The sequence below is a fragment of the Sphingomonas sp. HMP6 genome, assembly GCF_013374095.1.
In the GTDB taxonomy this organism is placed as follows: domain Bacteria; phylum Pseudomonadota; class Alphaproteobacteria; order Sphingomonadales; family Sphingomonadaceae; genus Sphingomonas.
In genome coordinates this window covers 867501-885132 of the sequence record NZ_AP022672.1, presented here as the reverse complement: position 1 = coordinate 885132, position 17632 = coordinate 867501, and the positions used below count along the sequence as shown (strand labels likewise).

The 17632-nt window shown below is 63.5% G+C and carries 12 protein-coding genes, 1 tRNA gene and 2 rRNA genes (1 of these 15 running past the window's edge); 8 read left to right on the top strand and 7 right to left on the bottom strand.

All coding sequences use genetic code 11. The features are described from left to right. Window positions 1-388 precede the first annotated feature (388 nt). From HMP06_RS04520 to HMP06_RS04495, 6 genes are all read left to right on the top strand, one after another. On the top strand, window positions 389-676 hold the full coding sequence (locus tag HMP06_RS04520; protein WP_176496025.1) for a hypothetical protein: 288 nt from the start codon (window positions 389-391) through the stop codon (window positions 674-676). 65 nt (window positions 677-741) lie between these two features. After that, window positions 742-1656 carry a hypothetical protein gene (locus tag HMP06_RS04515; RefSeq protein ID WP_176496024.1) on the top strand — a complete coding sequence of 305 codons (915 nt, stop codon included), beginning with the start codon at window positions 742-744 and terminating at the stop codon, window positions 1654-1656. 4 nt (window positions 1657-1660) lie between these two features. After that, a complete protein-coding gene (locus tag HMP06_RS04510) occupies window positions 1661-3856 on the top strand; it encodes a hypothetical protein (RefSeq protein ID WP_176496023.1) in 2196 nt (731 codons plus the stop codon). Window positions 3857-3858: 2 nt separating this feature from the next. Further along, entirely contained in the window at window positions 3859-5055 is a 1197-nt protein-coding gene (locus HMP06_RS04505; protein WP_176496022.1) for an AAA family ATPase, read from the top strand. After that, window positions 5045-6952 (top strand): hypothetical protein, encoded by a 1908-nt coding sequence (locus HMP06_RS04500; RefSeq protein ID WP_176496021.1) that lies wholly within the window; start codon window positions 5045-5047, stop codon window positions 6950-6952. Before HMP06_RS04505 ends, HMP06_RS04500 begins: the two co-directional genes overlap by 11 nt. 583 nt (window positions 6953-7535) lie before the next feature. Then, window positions 7536-8375: a hypothetical protein gene (locus HMP06_RS04495; protein ID WP_176496020.1), complete on the top strand. Its 840-nt coding sequence runs from the start codon at window positions 7536-7538 to the stop codon at window positions 8373-8375. A gap of 343 nt (window positions 8376-8718) precedes the next feature. Here the strand turns inward: HMP06_RS04495 and HMP06_RS04490 are convergent, their stop codons facing one another. The 4 genes from HMP06_RS04490 to HMP06_RS04475 all read right to left on the bottom strand — a co-directional run bounded on the left by HMP06_RS04490 (window position 8719) and on the right by HMP06_RS04475 (window position 13071). Continuing rightward, complete coding sequence (locus tag HMP06_RS04490; protein ID WP_176496019.1) at window positions 8719-9789, bottom strand: hypothetical protein; 1071 nt, start codon at window positions 9787-9789, stop codon at window positions 8719-8721. Continuing rightward, window positions 9782-10882 carry a DUF4238 domain-containing protein gene (locus HMP06_RS04485; protein ID WP_176496018.1) on the bottom strand — a complete coding sequence of 367 codons (1101 nt, stop codon included), beginning with the start codon at window positions 10880-10882 and terminating at the stop codon, window positions 9782-9784. The genes HMP06_RS04490 and HMP06_RS04485 overlap by 8 nt, the downstream gene beginning before the upstream one ends. Window positions 10883-10963: 81 nt before the next feature. Then, on the bottom strand, window positions 10964-12856 hold the full coding sequence (locus HMP06_RS04480) for a competence protein CoiA family protein (protein ID WP_176496017.1): 1893 nt from the start codon (window positions 12854-12856) through the stop codon (window positions 10964-10966). Window positions 12857-12861: 5 nt separating this feature from the next. Further along, on the bottom strand, window positions 12862-13071 hold the full coding sequence (locus HMP06_RS04475; protein ID WP_197940723.1) for a hypothetical protein: 210 nt from the start codon (window positions 13069-13071) through the stop codon (window positions 12862-12864). A gap of 126 nt (window positions 13072-13197) precedes the next feature. Here HMP06_RS04475 and istA point away from each other — a divergent pair, with 126 nt between their 5' ends. Both istA and istB read left to right on the top strand, forming a co-directional pair. Continuing rightward, the gene (istA, locus tag HMP06_RS04470) at window positions 13198-14685 is read left to right on the top strand and encodes an IS21 family transposase (protein WP_176495463.1); all 1488 of its coding nucleotides are present in this window, start codon (window positions 13198-13200) and stop codon (window positions 14683-14685) included. A 17-nt stretch (window positions 14686-14702) separates the two neighbouring features. After that, window positions 14703-15542: an IS21-like element helper ATPase IstB gene (gene istB / locus HMP06_RS04465; RefSeq protein WP_269473422.1), complete on the top strand. Its 840-nt coding sequence runs from the start codon at window positions 14703-14705 to the stop codon at window positions 15540-15542. Window positions 15543-15987: 445 nt separating this feature from the next. On the opposite strand, the gene HMP06_RS04460 is transcribed toward istB, so the two are convergent. From HMP06_RS04460 to HMP06_RS04450, 3 genes are all read right to left on the bottom strand, one after another. Then, window positions 15988-16064, bottom strand: a tRNA-Met gene (locus tag HMP06_RS04460). A 119-nt stretch (window positions 16065-16183) separates the two neighbouring features. Beyond that, window positions 16184-16298: ribosomal RNA gene (rrf, locus tag HMP06_RS04455) — 5S ribosomal RNA — on the bottom strand. A 179-nt stretch (window positions 16299-16477) separates the two neighbouring features. Further along, a 23S ribosomal RNA gene (locus tag HMP06_RS04450) occupies window positions 16478-17632 on the bottom strand; it runs 1640 nt beyond the window's last position.

Here is a 17632-nt window from a genome sequence, read left to right as displayed (position 1 = left end):
GCATACTTCCGTAATCCGCCCGGAGCGATTCTCCGGTTTGAGGTCGGGAGCGTCGTGATGAGCCAATACAATCGGGAACACCGCAGAAATGGTGAACCAGATCGTCGTTTCGCCGCAGCGCGCCACTCCCCAACGCTCGCCTGGTTGCACGGCAGAGCCTCCAAGATCACGCTTGGGGATACGTTCGGCAGCCGATCCGTGAAACCGATCGCCATCCCCCTCCCGAGCCGCCGAATCGCGCGGTGGCAGCTGGACGTCCCCGACATATGACCCGCCGCCGCGCAAATCGCGCGGCATCCAGTCCGATCAGAACCGGACACCGAACCAACCGAGACCGCACGCGGTCGGCGGATCGCCGACGCGTGCCTTGGATACAGGAAAGACCACCATGAGTGACAATAACGACATTCCCATCCGTCTGGACCGCGTTCCGGCGTCGGAGGCGCGGAAACGAGCTGCCGCGCGGCGCCGGGCGGCGAAAGCGCCGTGGTCGCGTGCGCGACACACCCCGCGGGTCCAGCGCGGCTACGGCAACGTGGTCTGCATTCGTGACTGGGTGCTGCGCGCGGCGGAAGAGGGGCATTCGCACGCCGATGACCCCCTGGCCAAGGCAAGGATCGAGCGCTGGATGATGCGGCTCTCGTGCCGCAGTCCCGGCGACCGCTTCCCCTCCTGAACCCGGGCCCGTCCCGGAAACCTCCCCCGGGACGGGCCGCCAACACGTGGCTGGAGCAAAAGACCATGAGCAACACGACCGCAACCGCAGACGACATCCCGACCGGCGTCATCAGGATCAGACACCCGATTGAGTGCCGCCCCTACCGCCCCGAGCCCGGACCCGCCTGGTCGCCCAGCCGGCACCGGCGCGGCAGCGACACCCGCGACCCGCGCGACGCTGGCAGGCCCCGCCCGGTCGATCCGCCGACGCGTCACGCTGCCAAGCTCGTCGCCGCCCGCGACCTCGGCGCCGTTCGCATCAACTTCCGCTACGCATCGTTCATGTCGATGACGGCCGCGCACAGCGAGAAGGCCGGACGCGACCAGTATTTCGAAGGTCCGCACGAAACCTACGGCTTCCGCTGGGACGAAGTGAATCCGAAACGCCTCGACCTGCAGTATCAGGCGCTCCGAATCGAGTGGGTATCGCTTGCCGGAAAGGCCCGGCACATGACCCTCGACTGGGGCGTGGAGACCGAGAACCACCAAGTCGTCTTCGGCGAGGACAAGGCGAGCGAGGACTATTTCGATGACCCCGACCTCGTCGAGCGGCTCGAGTTCGCGCAGGCGCTGCTCGAAGACCACGGCGCGTCGCTTGAGCGCCGGGTCAAGGGAGGCCTGAGGAACCGCATCGAGCGCCGCGTCGTGAAGGACATCTTCGACGCCCGCCGGACCGAGTTCGAGGAGGTCGACGCCGCCCGCGTCCGCCGCCACGTCCGCGACGTAGGCGGCTCCGCCCGGCTGATCGACGTGCTCGACATCATCGGCAAGCATGACGCCCTGTCGCTCGACACCGCCCGCGCCATGATGCACCGCCGAGTGATCTCCATGCCGATCTCGGCACCGCCAATGGCCGACACGCCGGTCACGCTCCCGCCCGTCGCGGTGAAGGGAGCGCTGCGAGCGTTCCTCGCCGCGTTCGTGCCGCCCGAGGCATAGTCCGATGTTCATCCCGTTCTGGTGCCCCGAAGGGCACATCCTGAAATACCGCAACCGCCTGATGCGCTTCGAGGAGGCGCTGGGCGGTGGCATCCTCCGCTTCCGCTACATCGACGGGGACGAGGAGGTCGTCCTCGTGCCGAATGGTAAGGGCGGCGCGATGGGGCTGCCCACAATCGAGTGGATGATCGCCGCTTTCCGCGGCGGCGTCGTCGTGGACCCCCAATACCAAGCCGATACCACCCTTCGGCGCGAGAACGTCCTGCACCTCGACCGCCCGGCGTGCGATTCGATCGATCCTCTGACGGGCTGGCGCTACGACTGGGCTGATGCGGCCCTGAGGGACAAGATCGTCAAGACCGACGCCGCCGCCGGGCTGTGGATCGCAAAGAACAACCACGGCGGCAGGAAGCCGCACCCCAGGTCGCTCCTGCGCTGGATGGCCGAACTCAGAAAGCACGGCTTTCGCATCGGCGCGCTGGTCAGCACGGCTGGCCGCGCAAAGGGCCACAGCCAGCTCCCGGACATCGAGGACCGGCTCGTACACAAGTGGGCGATGCGCTACTGGCGCCCCGGCACGCTGAACGGCCGACTAGCGGACAAGGACGCCGCCGCCGCCGGGCTCTACGGCGACTGGCAGGCGCTCAGGGACTTGGGCGTGCCGTTCCTGAGCGAGCAGGAGCCGTCCTACGAGACGGTCCGCGAGCGCATCAACAGCCTCGAGTGCTACTCGACTCACGCGTCGCGCTACGGCCGTCCGGCCGCCGACCGCATGTTCTCGCCCGCCGGCGAGCCGGTCGAGGTCGACCTCCCCTTCGAGCGCATCTTCATGGACGGCGTCGAGTGGGAGCACAGCGTCCACTACCTCGAGCGCCTCAAGATCCCGATCGGCAAGATGAAGTCGACGATCGCGATGGACGCCTTCTCGCAATACATCTTCCCGCACCCCACCTTCGCCGGCGCCTTCCGCCCCCAGTTCGGCCTCGCCGCGCTGCGCGCCGTCATGATGCCGCCCGACCTCACCCCCGAGGAGATCGCCGAGGACCCCAAGGCCGCGATGATCTACGGGCTGCCGTCCGACGTGATGTATGACCGCGACCGGACGATGATCTCGCCGCGCATGGTGCCCGGCGCAATCAAGATCTTCGCGACCGCGGAGCTCGCCGAGGCCTACCACAGCGACGCCAAGGCGAAGCTCGAAAACTACCACAAGTTCGTGAAGCGGACGCTGTCGGCCATCCCCGGACGCATCCTCGGCCCGCGCGCCAAGCACGACACCGGCTACGACCCGATCAGGAACACCCGGGTCACGCGCGCGCAATACGCAGACGCGGTGGAACAGTGCCGGCGCCTTTGGAACAGCAAGCCCAAGAAGTCGCTCGGCAACAGGTCGCCGATGGACATCATGAAGGACTTTGTCGCCAGCGGGCATGCTCGCTTGACCGACCCCAAGGAGGTCATGCGCACCTTCGCCAGCGTGCCGAAGAAGCCCTGCATCCTAACGGACGACGGCCTGATCTACGACAACGTGCACTATCGCTTCAACCGCGAGGGGACTGCCAAGGCCCTCAGCTCGAACTATCACAACACACCGTTCGCGAAGCGTATCAAGGCGAGCGCGAGGATCGAGGTTCGGCTGCGCGTCTGGGACGACGACATCGACATGATCGAGGTCTACGACGAGGAGAACAAGGAATACTTCCCGATGTGGTCGACCGACCCCGGCTACGCCGGGGGGCTGAACCGCTGGGAACACGAGATCTACCAGAAGGAGCTGCGCGCCGGTGGGCGCGGAGCCATCACGAACCGTGAGCGCCTGCGCAGAAAGGCGGTCCACCTCGACAACCTGCAGAGGACGCTCTCCGGCAAATCCTTCCGCGAGCGCGAGAAACCGATCGAGCTCCTCGAGGCCGAGGAGCGCCGCCTCTCCGGCAAGCGCGCCTTGAACCCAGCCTGCGCCCAGGTGCCGGAGCTACACATCCCGACCCACATCGACGGCGCCGCGCGCGACGACATCCCCATGCCTCCACCTCAGAACCGCGATGAGGAGATGGATCCCGACAGGGCCGAGGGGTCCGCCGACCTCCGTTCCGATCCCGCGAAGGTCATCGCCGAGGAGCTCGGCGACGCCGACGCCATGGTCGAGCCCTCTTGGACTTTCGGCGGCGACATCAATGACGAAGACGCGGAGGAGGAGTGACCATGACGACCTACAAGAAACCGAAACGCACCACTGGCCTCGCCAAGCCCGATCCCAGCGACCTGTTCGCGCAGGCGCGGGCCGAGTTCGCCGAGGACATCGTGAACAACATGTGGGTCGACACTGCGCGGCAACGTGCGATCCTGAACAAAGTCCGCCGCTACATGCGCAACGCGGCGAAGAAGCGCCGGGGCACGCCTCTCGGCGGCCGACGTCTCAGCCAGTTCAGCCAGGCCGGAAAGAGCGCCATCGCCGAGCGGCTGATCGCCGAACTCGAGGAGGAGGCGATCGCCGCCGGCAGGGAGCCGAACAAGCACCGCGTGGTCCACATCACGATCTCCTCGCGCATGACGTTGAAGATGCTCTTCATGGCCATCCTCAACCGCCTCGCGGATGACTTCCTGGACGAGCCGGGCTCCCGCGCGCTCGCGATCGGCAAGAAAGGCGCCGACGACATCCGCGGCAAGTCCAACGACAACGTCATGGTGCTGGAGCAGCGCATCGAGGAGTGGGTCCGCCGGCTCGGCGTCGAGCTGATCGTCATCGACGAGGTCCAGATCCTCGTCACCAAGCGCGATCGCAACCTCGCCGACCTCGACTACGGCCGCGCCTATCTCACCGAGGACGCGTTCGAAGTCACCAAGAAGCTCCAGTCGTTCATCGACCGCGGCGTCGTGCCGATGCTCTTCATCGGTGACGAGACTTCGGAGGACTTCTTCAAGCTCAACGGCCAGTTCGCCGCCCGGCTCGGGGACCCGCTCAAGCTGTTGCCGCTCGACGTGTCGAAGTCCGCCGACCGACAGCAGTTCATGAAGTTCTGCGCGGACTACGACGAGGAGGTGGTCAAGCGGGGGGCGGTGCCGATTCCGACTTGCCTCGACCAGCCCGCAGTCCTGACCGGCCTCATCAAGGCCTCCGGAGGACACATCGGCCGAGCGGCACGCATCATCCAGCAGGCTCTGCCCGCCGCCGTCGAGCGCGGGGCCGCGACGATGGAGGCCTACGACCTCAGCAACGCCGTGCGGGACTACGCCATGGACCTAGGCTGGGTCGACCACGACCCGTTCTCGGTCGTGCCGGCATCGCCGGCCGCGCCCGCGCCGGCGGTCCCGCCGGGCACCGGTGAGCCGGACTCGCTAGCGGACGGCCCGAAGGGATCCCTGCCGGTGGCAGAGCCGGAGCCCGTCGGTGCGGCATGAGCTGATGAGCGGCCGCCGCCTCCGGTTCCCGCTGGAGGTGGGCGCCCGCGAAAGCATCCCGGGCGTGGTCGCGCGCGGCGTCCGTCAGCACGTCCTGGTGCGGACGGCGCCCGTGCTGGAGGCCGCCGGCGTCGACATCCGGCACCTCGGGCTCAGCCAGATCGCCACGCCCGAGGAACTCGAGCGGCTCGCGTTCGTCGCGCGCTGCCCGGCGAACGAGCTCGTCCGGCGCGCCGGCGTGCGGCTGGTCGAGCGCGGCGACGAGAAGTCCTACGACGCCGCCTTCGGCAGGCTCATCATCCCGCGAGCCTACCTCGAGTTCAACCGCCGCCGGATCGGCCCCGGCACCCTCGCCGGCGAGGGCTACCACCGGGCCAGCTGGATGAACCTGCTCGTCCCCTACTGCCCGGAGAGCCTCGAACGGCTCGTGGACCGCTGCGACCACTGCGACACGCCGCTCGGGTGGTTCCACTCGCACGGCATCGGGTATTGCGATCGCTGCGCCCTCCAGGTTGGTCCGTCGACCGAGGCGCCGCTACCCGAACCCCTCGCCGACGACTACCGGCTGTTCGCTTCTCTATCCTCGCCGGACACCCGCGGCGTTGAGGCCGCCTGCATGCTGATGCCCGCGACGCTCGACGACATCTCGCCCGGCTCGCTCGTCCGGCTGGCGTTGCTCCTCGGCGGCCTCATGCAGCCGACCTACGTCCCAACCCTGTCGCGCCACGGCGTCACGAGGTTGCCCACACCGACACTCGCGGCTGTCGTCACCACCGGCACTGCGGCGCTGCGCTCCTGGCCGGACGGTTTCCGCACGTGGGTCACCCGGCAGGCCGAGGAGCTGAGCGACTCGCCCGCCGACCTCGAGACGCTACGCGCCCGGATGAAGCGGCTCGCCGACCGCAACGCGGAGGCCGAGGATGTCGTGCGTACCGTCACCGACGCCATGCCCGACCTCCACCGGCACGCCGCGCACGGCTTCGCCGTCAACCACCCCTACTACCTCTACAAGCCCGTCCAGAACATGCTCGGCCTCTCCTCCCCGAGCATGGACGTCCTGAAGAAATGGTCCGGCATCATCTTCCGCAAACTCAACACCGGCCGCAAGGAGCAGGGGCAGTTCGACGTCGCCCAGATCGACGCCCTGGTGCCGGTGTTCAGGGATTCCCTGCGCGTCGGCGGCTGCGCCGAGTCCATGGCGCTGCCGCACTACGCGGTGGAGCAGCTCTGCGCGGCGGGCCTCCTCGAATGGGAGAACCATCCCGTCCTGCTCGGCACCGCCACGACGATGAAGGTCCGCGGCGTCAGCCTGCGCCGCCTCGCCGCCGAGCTGGCGGGCAAGGCGCGCGGCGTAGACGACAGTACCGAGGCTTGGCCGGCCGACCTCGTCAGTCTGGCGTCGGCCAGCCGAAGGATCGGGGGCCGGTTAAAGCCCTGGGCCTCGATCATCGGCGCCCTGTGCGCCGGGAGTGTCCCCTTCTGGATGGACGGGCGGGTGCCGACCACGACGTCGATCCAGGTCCGGGCGAAAGACCTCGCCCGGTTCGACGCGGTCGTGGACGCCGACGCGCCGCCCGGCTTCGCCGTCGCGCACGCGGTCAGCCAGAGGGACGCCGCCGAGATCCTGAACATCGCCCCGAAATACATGCCGGAACTCGGCCTGGCCCTCGACTTCCCCTTCTTGCGTAAGGGACAGATGCTCGTCGCGGAACGCGCGGCGGTGGTCGCCGCGGTCGCGCGGGTGGCTTGGAGCGCCGAGATCGCGCTGCACATGGGCCTGCATCACCGCAGCGTCGAAGACGAACTATCCGCGCGCGGTATCAACGCGTTGCCTTCAGGATGGCCGCGCGAGCGGCTGATCCTGGAAGGGATACTTCCACACGCGCCGACATTCTAACTTAATGGGGCCGAACCTCGGCGCTCGCCCGACAGCGCTACGGCAACGCCTGGTGCAGCTCGCTTCAAGGACGGGATAACCTTCAGAATGAGGGTGAAGATTGAGGATCGTCGAGCGACGGAAAATCCAAGATCGCGAAACACAGTTCGGTCGTACGCGCTCACGGATCGATATGTCACGACTGCGCTGGCTTCGACGACCTAGCGCGCGCACTGCGCTAGCCTAGTCGCGCAATATGCGTTCGACACGTCAGACTAAAGGTCGCGTCGTGATGCAAAATGCCTCCGCGGCGGGATTCGGTCCGGCCGTCGAGCATGTTGACGCCAATTTTGACATGCCGCTCGGCGCAATCGGCGGATCCACGGCAAACAGGCTGATCTCCGCGTGCAGCTCGTCTGGTGGTCGTGCGGTTACCAAAATAGGGCTAGCTGCTCACGCGGCGCGTCTAGGCCGATCGCGTCGTAGAGGACGGGAGCGAACCCACCTGCGGGGGTGTGCCTCTTCGGAACGAGCGATCCGCAGCCCGACAGTTATCGCAGTTGTCTCCGTAGCGCGGCGCTTCAACCCCCGCTAATATGTCTGCATGTTCAATCTCATCGTGAAATCAGGCGAATGGGCGGACCGCCGCGACACGCTGGGCGCCGACCGCATCTTTGAGAGCACTGAACGGCCCATCGCGCTTCGATATAAGGCCGGTGACGAACCGGATTTTGAGCAGCTCCGTTCGCTGCCATGTCTCTTCATGGTTGAAGGGACAGGCGACCAGATCGCCCGCGTGGGTGAGCTCATCGGCGGCCGGGTGCGTGGCGGTCAGGCGACGCTCGAATACCGGTTCGATGATCGAATGCCACTCATCCGCAACAGCGACGTTTACGCAAACCGTGACGCGTTCGGGATCGATGACGCCTTCGAGTTCTCTCGCAACCACTGGGCGATCAAGGAGATCGACCTGTTCCAGTCCCTTCTGCGCTTAGGTTCGCGAGCGCGTCAGCGGCCGCAGGTGTTCCGCTTAGACGATATCGAGAGGGTCGATCCAAACTTGATTTCGGTGATGATGCCATTCTCCACCGGCTTCAATGCGATCTACCGGGCTATCGGTAGAAGCGCGGAGGCCGCCGGGTTCCGCTGCCAACGCGCCGATGAGATCTGGGAACGGGCGGAAGTGATCGCCGACGTCGTGGCGCTGATCGATCGCTCGAGCGTGGTGATTTGCGACTGCACCGGTCGCAACGCCAACGTCTTCTACGAAATGGGCATAGCGCACACGTTGGGTCGGGAGGTCATCCCGATCACGCAGAACGAGGCGGACATCCCCTTCGACATCCGACACATCCGGCACATTCAATATTTACCGAACACCGAAGGCAGGCGTCGGCTGGCAGTGGACCTGCGGCAGCGGCTGGAATTCTTGAGAAGAAAATAGGCTTCGTTGCAGCCCAAGGCGGATGGCCATCGGGATCTGTTCCGCTGGTGAGCTCGGTCGATCGTCACCTTTTAAGCTCGCAACCTACCCTAAGACATTCGGGCTACGGTCCCAATCCCGGAACACGGTCCCGAGAGGGTCTTGCAGAAACTGACTAAATCAGCTCGCAAAAACGGCAGCAAACCAACGAATGACATAATAAGGTTGTGCCAGCGAATGACTTAGAGAGTGGTTGGGGCTGTCGGCGCCGGAGCTGGCAATCACATAGCAATCACGGCGCCATGCGATAATCGATGGCCGACGCCGAATCCGGTTGCGACCAGCTTTGGCGACAGTCACGTGTCTACCATTCACGGATCCAAGCCTCACCGGCGTCGATCATCTCGGAGATTGGATCGCCGGGCAGGTCAGCGCCACGGTCGCGACCTGTGCCGACATGCTCAACGCACTCGAAAAACCGATCCCGGATGCGGAGTGCTTCCTTGGGCGGCCACCATTGCTCTAGCTTTTCGACCAGGGCAGGAAAATCTTCGGTCGCTTCCGGACCGCAGAACAGGGTCGACGCCAGCTCCACCAGCGGGCGATCGGCCGACGCTAACACATATTGCCGGTTCGTGCTGTCCCGAAGTCCTGACAGCCTCCCGAATTCGCTAAGATATGTCACGTCCCACGCGGCATTGCGGACGCCGAGTATCGCCTTCTCCCTATCCTCCGCCTTAAGTGATTTGAACATTTTCGCGCTGGCAGCGCGAGGTCCGAAGTATCGCGCCGCATACATGAACGCCGGCGCGGCAAGGATGAAATCATTGATCATCCAGTCGAGCAGCCCCAATACAGAATCGAGACGGCTCCCGCCGAGAAGGGAAAGTTGGGCGGTCTTGAGCGTCGCGATGTAGTTACGGTTCCACCGGTTGAGCGCCGTTGACAGCTCAAGCATTTCGACCGGCGCGACCTCGCCCAGGTCGACGGTGGTCGCACGGCGCATCGCCACGTCGATCCATTTTTTCGCGGCACCTCGATCGGCCGCCCGAAACCAGCTCAGTTCCCCCTGCGCCGCGAGGTCACCCTTACGATGCGCAAGCTCGTGGAAGGCGAGCCCGGGTTCGATGTCGAGGTTCATAGTCTGCGCGAAGGCCATCAGATTGATTGCCACCTCGGTCGGATGGTCCCATCGCCGCGGGGCGCCCTCGCTGGCGAGCTGCGCCATGCGCGAGGCGAGATTCCGGTCCACGACCAGCACCGTCTCCAGACCTTCGACTTGATCCGCGTAGAAGAGAGCACCGAGATCCAGAAGGCCAACCGACGGCGGAACGAATCCCGGCACGAGGCAGCCGAGCGACATCAGGCGGGCACCGATCTTCTCCGCCTCCTCGAACGGAAAGTCGGGCTCGAGGAAGACGATGAACTCATCCACGCCGACGCCGCCCTTCCAGGTCATCCATCACCGCGAATGCCCGGTCGGTGCGCGCGACCCGAGCGGGATCGCGGAATGGTGGTATCTCGTAGCTGCCAAGCCGAGGTGGGATCGGCAGCCGTAGCTCGACGAATGAAAGATCGAGAGCGATCGAGGACGGCGCCTCGCCACTGCCTTGCCGCGTCCGCACTTGATCACCGTTATCCTCGACCACCTCTTCTCTAAATAGGACCCGCTCGGTCTTTCGCAGCGACCTCCAGCGCGTTCCGCAGAACACGAGTTCCTCACGAGCCGTATCCGGCGCGACCAGCATCACCGCGTGGGCCGCTTCCCACTGTAGGTCGTTGATCAACCGCACGTCGGCGGCGTCGGTCACTCTAACTGCACCTCGGCCGTTAGCTGATACATAATAGGCCGCCGGGTCGTAGCCGAACAGGGCGAGGCGCGGACCAAGTGGTAGAAACAGCTGGAGGCCGACGTTCGCATAGCCGGTGACGTTGATATGCTGCCCCTCGAACAGCCGATTATGGAGGACGACCGGCGCATCGGATGAGACGAAGGCAACCTCGCTCTCATTAACGACGACTACGAACGCGAGATCGGCAAGGAGGTTGGCGCCGATGGTGGCATAGCTCACGATCTCCGAAACGGCGTTGGTCCGCGTGATCCGAACCTTGTCGAGATGTTCGAGGATGAAATCGTTGCCCTCAAGCTCAGCCTTCCTGCGCAGCACCGCCTTCAAAGCCTTGACTGACCCTTCGTTGTGCTGCTCGGCGGCGGTCATCGTCCGGCAATGCTGAATCCCGAGGAAGAAGATCAGTCGCTCGTGGTCCTCGCTGCCGGACGCGGGAAGCGTGCGGTATTCGATCGCATCCTTGAATAGCTTGGCCGCGTGCCCCTCAATTGTCCCGAACGCTCGCTCGGCTGAAGGGTCTTTTCCATAGAAATAGTCACGACAAGCCTGGCCACGGATTGGAGCCTGCGGTATAAACTTTCCGGTCCGGATGACGAACACGCCAACCCGTGTCGCATCTTCCGAGAACAGCCGCATATACATCTGCGGAACGTAGTGGTGGCTCTTGTTTTCTGGCATCCCAACCCGGAGTTAGAGCATAGAATTTGATGTCGGTCAGGCCAAGGACCGCGCGACCATTCGCGAACGTCGCGCGGCAAACTACCGCCTCTTCCGCATCAAGCTAACGACCAGCGCGAAGTCGTGTGAGTTGCAACAATAATCGATAGGCCGAGCCCCGCTAAGACTCGGGTGACCGGATTTCAGAAATAGCTCGGCAAGCTGACTGTTAGCGAATGCCGTCCGAGCGGCGGCCTCCAGCCGACCTCGTAATTCGGTGAGCTCACGCTCCGCCGCGATCCTCTGCCGGCGCACCTGCCCATCTCGATCGAGCTGATGCTGAACCCGCCGCATGGCTTCGTCACTCTCGCCAGCGAAATCGATGAATGTGGTCCGCGCATCTTTGACTCGCTGTTCCAACCAGGCGGGAGCTTCGTCCTGAAGGATTTCGCGTGCCTGTGCCTGGATCCAGTCGATGCGCTCGGTTTTGGCCCTTTGCAACGCTGCAGCCTGTTTCGCATCTTCAACCGCGATCAGGTCGATATTACGCTGACGGATCGCTTCGAGCGGTAACCCGCATAAATCATTGACCACCTTGGGAAGATAGCCCGACACCATCGAATGCAGCTTGGACAAGCGCGAAGTCAGTAACTGATAGGCATCGCCGCCGGTCTCGACCAGCTGCGCCGCCGTTATGCGATCGATGCGGTAACTGTTCGCCCAGCTCGGATACGCAGCCTCACAGTCCTTGATCTCTGCATCACGCAGAAGGCGCGTCACGATTCCGCGCAGCTCAACACGCCGATGAAGCAGATGTTGAAGATCTCGTTCTATGAAGAATTTCTGATCCTCCCGACTCCAGAATACGGCCTGCCCCATGCCCGAAAGCGTGGCGAGATAACCCCATATCGCGCTGTGCGGGCTTCCGTAGGATTCGCTACTAAATCCGGCCTCGCTCAGCCGTTTGAGCGGATATTTGGAAAGGTCGGTGCGAATCATCCATTCAGGGAGCCGAGACGATAGGTCTCGCTCGTTGGGGAAATCACCCTTCACCTCGAGGTCTCTGCCGCCCGGCGAGTAAGTCTCACTCGGCTTGATCACATAGACGTATAGCGCCTGAACCTGCCAGATACGGTCAGAGACGGTGAACCAGTGCCCACCATCGGCCTGGAGGCCGATAAGCGCTTCTAGCCCGCTCCGACGCACCGCAGCTGTAGCCTCGTCATTCCAATCCGCGGGCGGCTTTCCGCGCCGTGCGCGTAAAATATGCCCTTTGAGCTTTGCGCCCCGCTCGGATCTTTTCTCGGCAACCGCAGCGTCGAGCTTACGCTTCGCGGCTGCGGCCTTGCGATGATGGATCCAGCTTCGCGGCGAGCGGTGTAGGATCGCCGCGTCCAGTTCAGCGGTATCCATCGTTCCAGGCTTCAACCCCGACAAGTCGATTTCGACCATAGAGATATTACGGCCCTGGACCTTTCCGCGCTTCTCCTCTCCAACCGCATGATGGACGAGGAACTCGACGGCAAGTTCGTTGCCATTGATCCGGACGAGTGCGTCAGGCTGGAACGTGTCGAGCTTGTGCTCGGGGAGAACCTCGTCGAATCGATAGATGCCGCCGGAGAAGACACATTCTTCGACGCCTTCATCCTCCAAGATAAGGTTCGGCAGTGTCAGCGTCTTGCTCGCCGCCAAGATTTCCTTCGCATAGCGATGCAGTGCGGTTTCTCCCGTGCATTGAGAGTCCGGCCGGTGCGCGAAATGCCGCCGCTTGTCGCGAGGTTGCCTGAGGGTCAGCGGTTCTTCGCAATCGAGGCAGCGGAACGGCCCGAGCCGCGGGCCCGAAACAGACGATACATGCCGCGCAACGCCGTCACCGCAGCGAGCGAAGGGGACTTTGAGATGTGCCTGGCCCGTTGGCTGCGGTCGCAGTCCTGCGGCGGCACATGGACGGCGCGGTGGAGTAGCAGGCGTGGGATTGGTGCGATCCACAAACATAGGCTCTACACCTTCGCATCCATCGGACACACGCGAGCCAGTCTCTTTCCGATATCGTCACCGCGAGCGACATCGATCGAGAACAGCTCGAGGCAATCCGCGCTGGAATTGACGGCATACTCGCCGATCAACCCTTCATCGCATCCAGCTTCGCTGTGATGCGGATAGAGCAGAGTCAGTTTGCTGCATCTGTAGAGGCGTCCATAGGCCATCATTTGATACACATCGGCCTGTGGATGCGGCGGTGACAAAGCAGGCCATCGGAACGCCGGCGGTGTGCTGAGCGTGGCGGAGTAAAATCCGGCCGTTGGTAAGGTTGCTTCTTTTGGGAGCGGCCGGGGATGTTTGCCGTGGAGAGCTATGCCGCCGTTCGGCGCTTCGTGTTCGTTGAGGGTCACAGCCGTCGGGAGGCAGCGCGGGTGTTCGGGCTGAACCGGGAGACGGTGGCCAAGATGTGCCGGTTCTCACTGCCGCCGGGATATACGCGCAAGGAGCCTGCAGCGAAGCCGAAGCTGGGGCCGCTGCTGCCGGTGATCGATGCGATCCTGGAAGCGGACCAGACAGCGCCGGTGAAGCAGCGGCATACGGCCAAGCGGATCTTCGAACGACTGCGCGACGAGCATGGCTTTGCCGGCGGATATACCGTGGTGAAGGACCATGTTCGGCTCTGCCGGGCACGAGGGCGCGAGACGTTCGTGCCGCTGTCACACCCGCCGGGTCATGCGCAGGTGGATTTTGGCGAGGCGGTCGGCGTGATCGGCGGCGTGCGTCAGAAGATCCACTTTATGTGCATGGACCTGCCGCAGTCGGATGCCTGCTTTGTGAAGGCCTATCCGCGCGAGACGACGGAGGCGTTCCTCGACGGGCATGTGTCGGCGTTCGCGTTCTTCGGCGGCGTGCCGCTGTCGATCCTGTACGACAACACGACGATCGCGGTGGCGAAGATCCTGGGCGACGGGAAGCGTGAACGCACGCGGGCCTTCACCGAGCTGTGCAGCCACTATCTGTTCCGCGATCGCTTCGCACGGCCGGCCAAGGGCAACGACAAGGGCAAGGTCGAAGGGCTGGTCAAGTTCTCGCGCGCCAACTTCATGGTGCCGGTCCCGCACGCTGCCAGCTTCGACGATCTGAACGCCATGTTGGAAGAGCGCTGCCGCGCTCGACAGCGCGATCGTGCCGGCCGCCATGCCGAGACGATCAGCGAGCGGCTGGTGGCCGATCGCACAGCGCTGCGGGCGCTGCCAGCGGTGCCGTTGGAGCCCTGCGAGAAGCGCAGCGGGCGGGTCTCGTCGATGGCGCTCGTGCGCTATCGGACCAACGACTACTCGGTGCCGACCGCCTACGGCTTCCAGGACGTGGTGGTGAAGGGCTTCGTCGCCGAGGTCGTGATCCTGTGCGGCGGCAAGGAGATCGCTCGCCACCAGCGGTGCTATGGCGAAGGCGTGTTCGTCGCCGACCCGCTCCACTATCTGGCGCTGATCGAAACCAAGCCCGGCGCGCTCGACCAAGCCGCGGCGTTGCAGGGCTGGGCGTTGCCGGACGTGTTCCAGCACCTGCGACACCTGCTCGAAGCGCGGATGGGCAACCGGGGCAAGCGTGAGTTTATCCAGGTGCTGCGCCTGCTGGAGGCGCTGCCGCTCGACATCGTCACGGGTGCCGTAACTCACGCGATCCAGATCGGCGCGGTCGGGTTCGATGCGATCAAGCTGATCGCGCTGGCGCGCATCGAGCAGCGACCTGCCAGGCTCGACCTGGCGGCGTATCCGCACCTGCCGCGAACGGCGGTGAAGACGACCTCGGCCGCCGATTATGCGGTGCTGGCGGCATGAGCGGCGCACCCGATACGATGCCGGTCGGCACGATGAGCGGCACGCCGCAGGTGCTGCTGGCCCATCACCTCAAGCAGTTGAAGCTGCCCACCGTGCTGCGCGAGTATGACAAGGTGGCCCGCGAGTGCGCGCGCGATGGCACCGACCACCCGCGCTATCTGTTGCGGCTTATCGAGCTCGAGTTGATCGATCGCGAACGGCGCACGATCGAGCGGCGCATCCGCGCGGCACGGTTCCCGGCGGTGAAGAGCTTCGACACGTTCGAGTTTACCGCGATCCCGAGCCTCAACAAGATGCTCGTCCTGGAGCTTGCCCGCTGTGAGTATGTCCTGCGGCGAGAGAACATCATCGCGCTGGGCAACAGCGGCACGGGCAAGACGCATGTCGCGCTCGCCCTCGGTCTGGCCGCCTGCCAGAAGGGCTTTACCGTGACGTTCACGACCGCCGCCGCGCTGGTCAGCCAGCTGCTGGAAGCGCGCGACGAACGGCGCCTGCTGAAGATGCAGCGCGACCTTGCAGCGGTGAAGCTGCTGATCATCGACGAGCTTGGCTATGTGCCGCTGTCGCCCACGGGCGCCGAGCTGCTGTTCGAGGTGTTCTCCCAAAGGTACGAGCGTGGCTCCACGATCGTCACCTCCAACCTGCCGTTCGAGGACTGGACCCAGGTGCTCGGCAGCGAGCGGCTCACCGGCGCGCTGCTCGACCGGCTCACTCACCACGTCAGCATCCTGACGATGAACGGCGACAGCTACCGGCTGAAGCAGTCCGCCGGCCGTCGACGCTCGGCCGCAAGGGCAGAGCAAAACCAGGGCACCGAGATCATCGACCCCGAAACCGGCGAGATCACCGACACCTGATCGACGACGACAACGATATGAAGAGGGCCCCGATCGGGGCCCTCTTCATATCGTCAGGCCCGCATCAACAATGGCCTGCTTTTACTCCGCCCCGCTGGCCTGGAATCCGACCGGCGTTGACAGTGCGACACGTTTCATTGCGCCCCCTTCATGGCGGTCCGGACGCCAGAGCGGCGGGCAGCGTCGATGAAAAAAGTAGCCGCTCGCCGATCCATTGGCGACGACTGATTGGTCCGAGTTGGACCTGCCCGACCGAAACACCGCGTGGCCACTGACTCAGATCTGGTCAGACTGGGTGGTATTGGCTATTGAGATCAAGCGTTCGCGAGCGTCTGCACGCCTTACGCCAACGTCCACATTTTGAAATGGCTACGGCCGCCATAGGCGAAGGACGCCGGACACAAAAAAACTCCCGTGGCTGATGCCTCGGGAGTGTCGGGGATGTTGGTTGCGGGGACAGGATTTGAACCTGTGACCTTCAGGTTATGAGCCTGACGAGCTACCGGGCTGCTCCACCCCGCGTCAACGGTATATCCGGGAGAGACGCAAACGCCTCCGACGAATCGGAGGCGCGCGGCCCTAACGGGCGAGACATTTGAATGGGTTCTGAGATAAAATCCGCGCTGTTCACCGGCTACAATGCCTGGCGACGACCTACTCTTCCAGCACTTAAGTGCTAGTACCATCGGCGCAGTCTGGTTTCACGGCCGAGTTCGGGATGGGATCGGGTGGGGCACAGACGCTATAGCCACCAAGCAATGAAGCCGGTGAACGGCGGGATTTGGGTCTCATGGCGCTCCCGGCAAAGGGAGCGCCTTAAAATCGATGCACGCATTACCATGTGTTACGTAGTTTTATCAGGCGTTGCTCTTAATCATCCGACACATCGTCTGATCAATGCTGGTTTACCCAGGATTGTCATTGATGGTGGGACTCTCAAGCGCGAATAGAGCAATTAGTATCGGTTAGCTCCATGGATTACTCCACTTCTACATCCGATCTATCAACGTCATGGTCTCTGACGGCTCTATGAAATCTTATCTCGAGGGAGGCTTCCCGCTTAGATGCTTTCAGCGGTTATCCCGTCCATACATAGCTACCCTGCTGCGCTCTTGGCAGAACGACAGGTACACCAGAGGTATGTTCAACCCGGTCCTCTCGTACTAGGGTCAACTCCTCTCAAATTTCGACGCCCACGGCAGATAGGGACCAAACTGTCTCGCGACGTTCTGAACCCAGCTCACGTACCACTTTAATTGGCGAACAGCCAAACCCTTGGGACCTGCTCCAGCCCCAGGATGTGATGAGCCGACATCGAGGTGCCAAACAACCCCGTCGATATGAGCTCTTGGGGGTTATCAGCCTGTTATCCCCGGCGTACCTTTTATCCGTTGAGCGATGGCCCTTCCACGAGGGACCACCGGATCACTATGACCGACTTTCGTCTCTGCTCGACTTGTCAGTCTCACAGTCAGGCGGGCTTATGCCATTGCACTCTAACAGACGGTTTCCAACCGTCCTGAGCCCACCATTGCGCGCCTCCGTTACTCTTTAGGAGGCGACCGCCCCAGTCAAACTACCCGCCACAGAGGGTCCCTGATCCAGTTTCATGGATCGAGGTTAGACATCAGAAAACAACAGGGTGGTATTTCACCTATGGCTCCACGTCAGCTGGCGCCGACGCTTCAAAGCCTCCCACCTATGCTACACAGTTCTTTCCTAATGCCACTCTGAAGCTGCAGTAAAGGTGCACGGGGTCTTTCCGTCTAACCGCGGGAACCCCGCATCTTCACGGGGAATTCAATTTCGCTGAGCATGTCCTGGAGACAGTGGGGAAGTCGTTACGCCATTCGTGCAGGTCGGAACTTACCCGACAAGGAATTTCGCTACCTTAGGACCGTTATAGTTACGGCCGCCGTTTACCTGGGCTTCATTTCAGAGCTTGCACCCCTCCACTTAACCTTCAGGCACCGGGCAGGCGTCAGGCCCTATACGTCGTCTTGAAGCCGACTTAGCAGAGCCCTGTGTTTTTGCTAAACAGTCGCTACCCCCTGGCCTGTGCCCCCCAACAGAGCTTGCGCTTAGTTGGG

Bases quoted from the DNA above. Each gene is read 5' to 3' on its own strand.
- HMP06_RS04520 (WP_176496025.1), top strand. From the start codon at position 389: ATGAGTGACAATAACGACATTCCCATCCGTCTGGACCGCGTTCCGGCG.
- HMP06_RS04515 (WP_176496024.1), top strand. From the start codon at position 742: ATGAGCAACACGACCGCAACCGCAGACGACATCCCGACCGGCGTCATC.
- HMP06_RS04510 (WP_176496023.1), top strand. From the start codon at position 1,661: ATGTTCATCCCGTTCTGGTGCCCCGAAGGGCACATCCTGAAATACCGC.
- HMP06_RS04505 (WP_176496022.1), top strand. From the start codon at position 3,859: ATGACGACCTACAAGAAACCGAAACGCACCACTGGCCTCGCCAAGCCC.
- HMP06_RS04495 (WP_176496020.1), top strand. From the start codon at position 7,536: ATGTTCAATCTCATCGTGAAATCAGGCGAATGGGCGGACCGCCGCGAC.
- HMP06_RS04485 (WP_176496018.1), bottom strand. From the start codon at position 10,882: ATGCCAGAAAACAAGAGCCACCACTACGTTCCGCAGATGTATATGCGG.
- HMP06_RS04480 (WP_176496017.1), bottom strand. From the start codon at position 12,856: ATGTTTGTGGATCGCACCAATCCCACGCCTGCTACTCCACCGCGCCGT.
- HMP06_RS04475 (WP_197940723.1), bottom strand. From the start codon at position 13,071: ATGATGGCCTATGGACGCCTCTACAGATGCAGCAAACTGACTCTGCTC.
- istA (WP_176495463.1), top strand. From the start codon at position 13,198: ATGTTTGCCGTGGAGAGCTATGCCGCCGTTCGGCGCTTCGTGTTCGTT.
- istB (WP_269473422.1), top strand. From the start codon at position 14,703: ATGCCGGTCGGCACGATGAGCGGCACGCCGCAGGTGCTGCTGGCCCAT.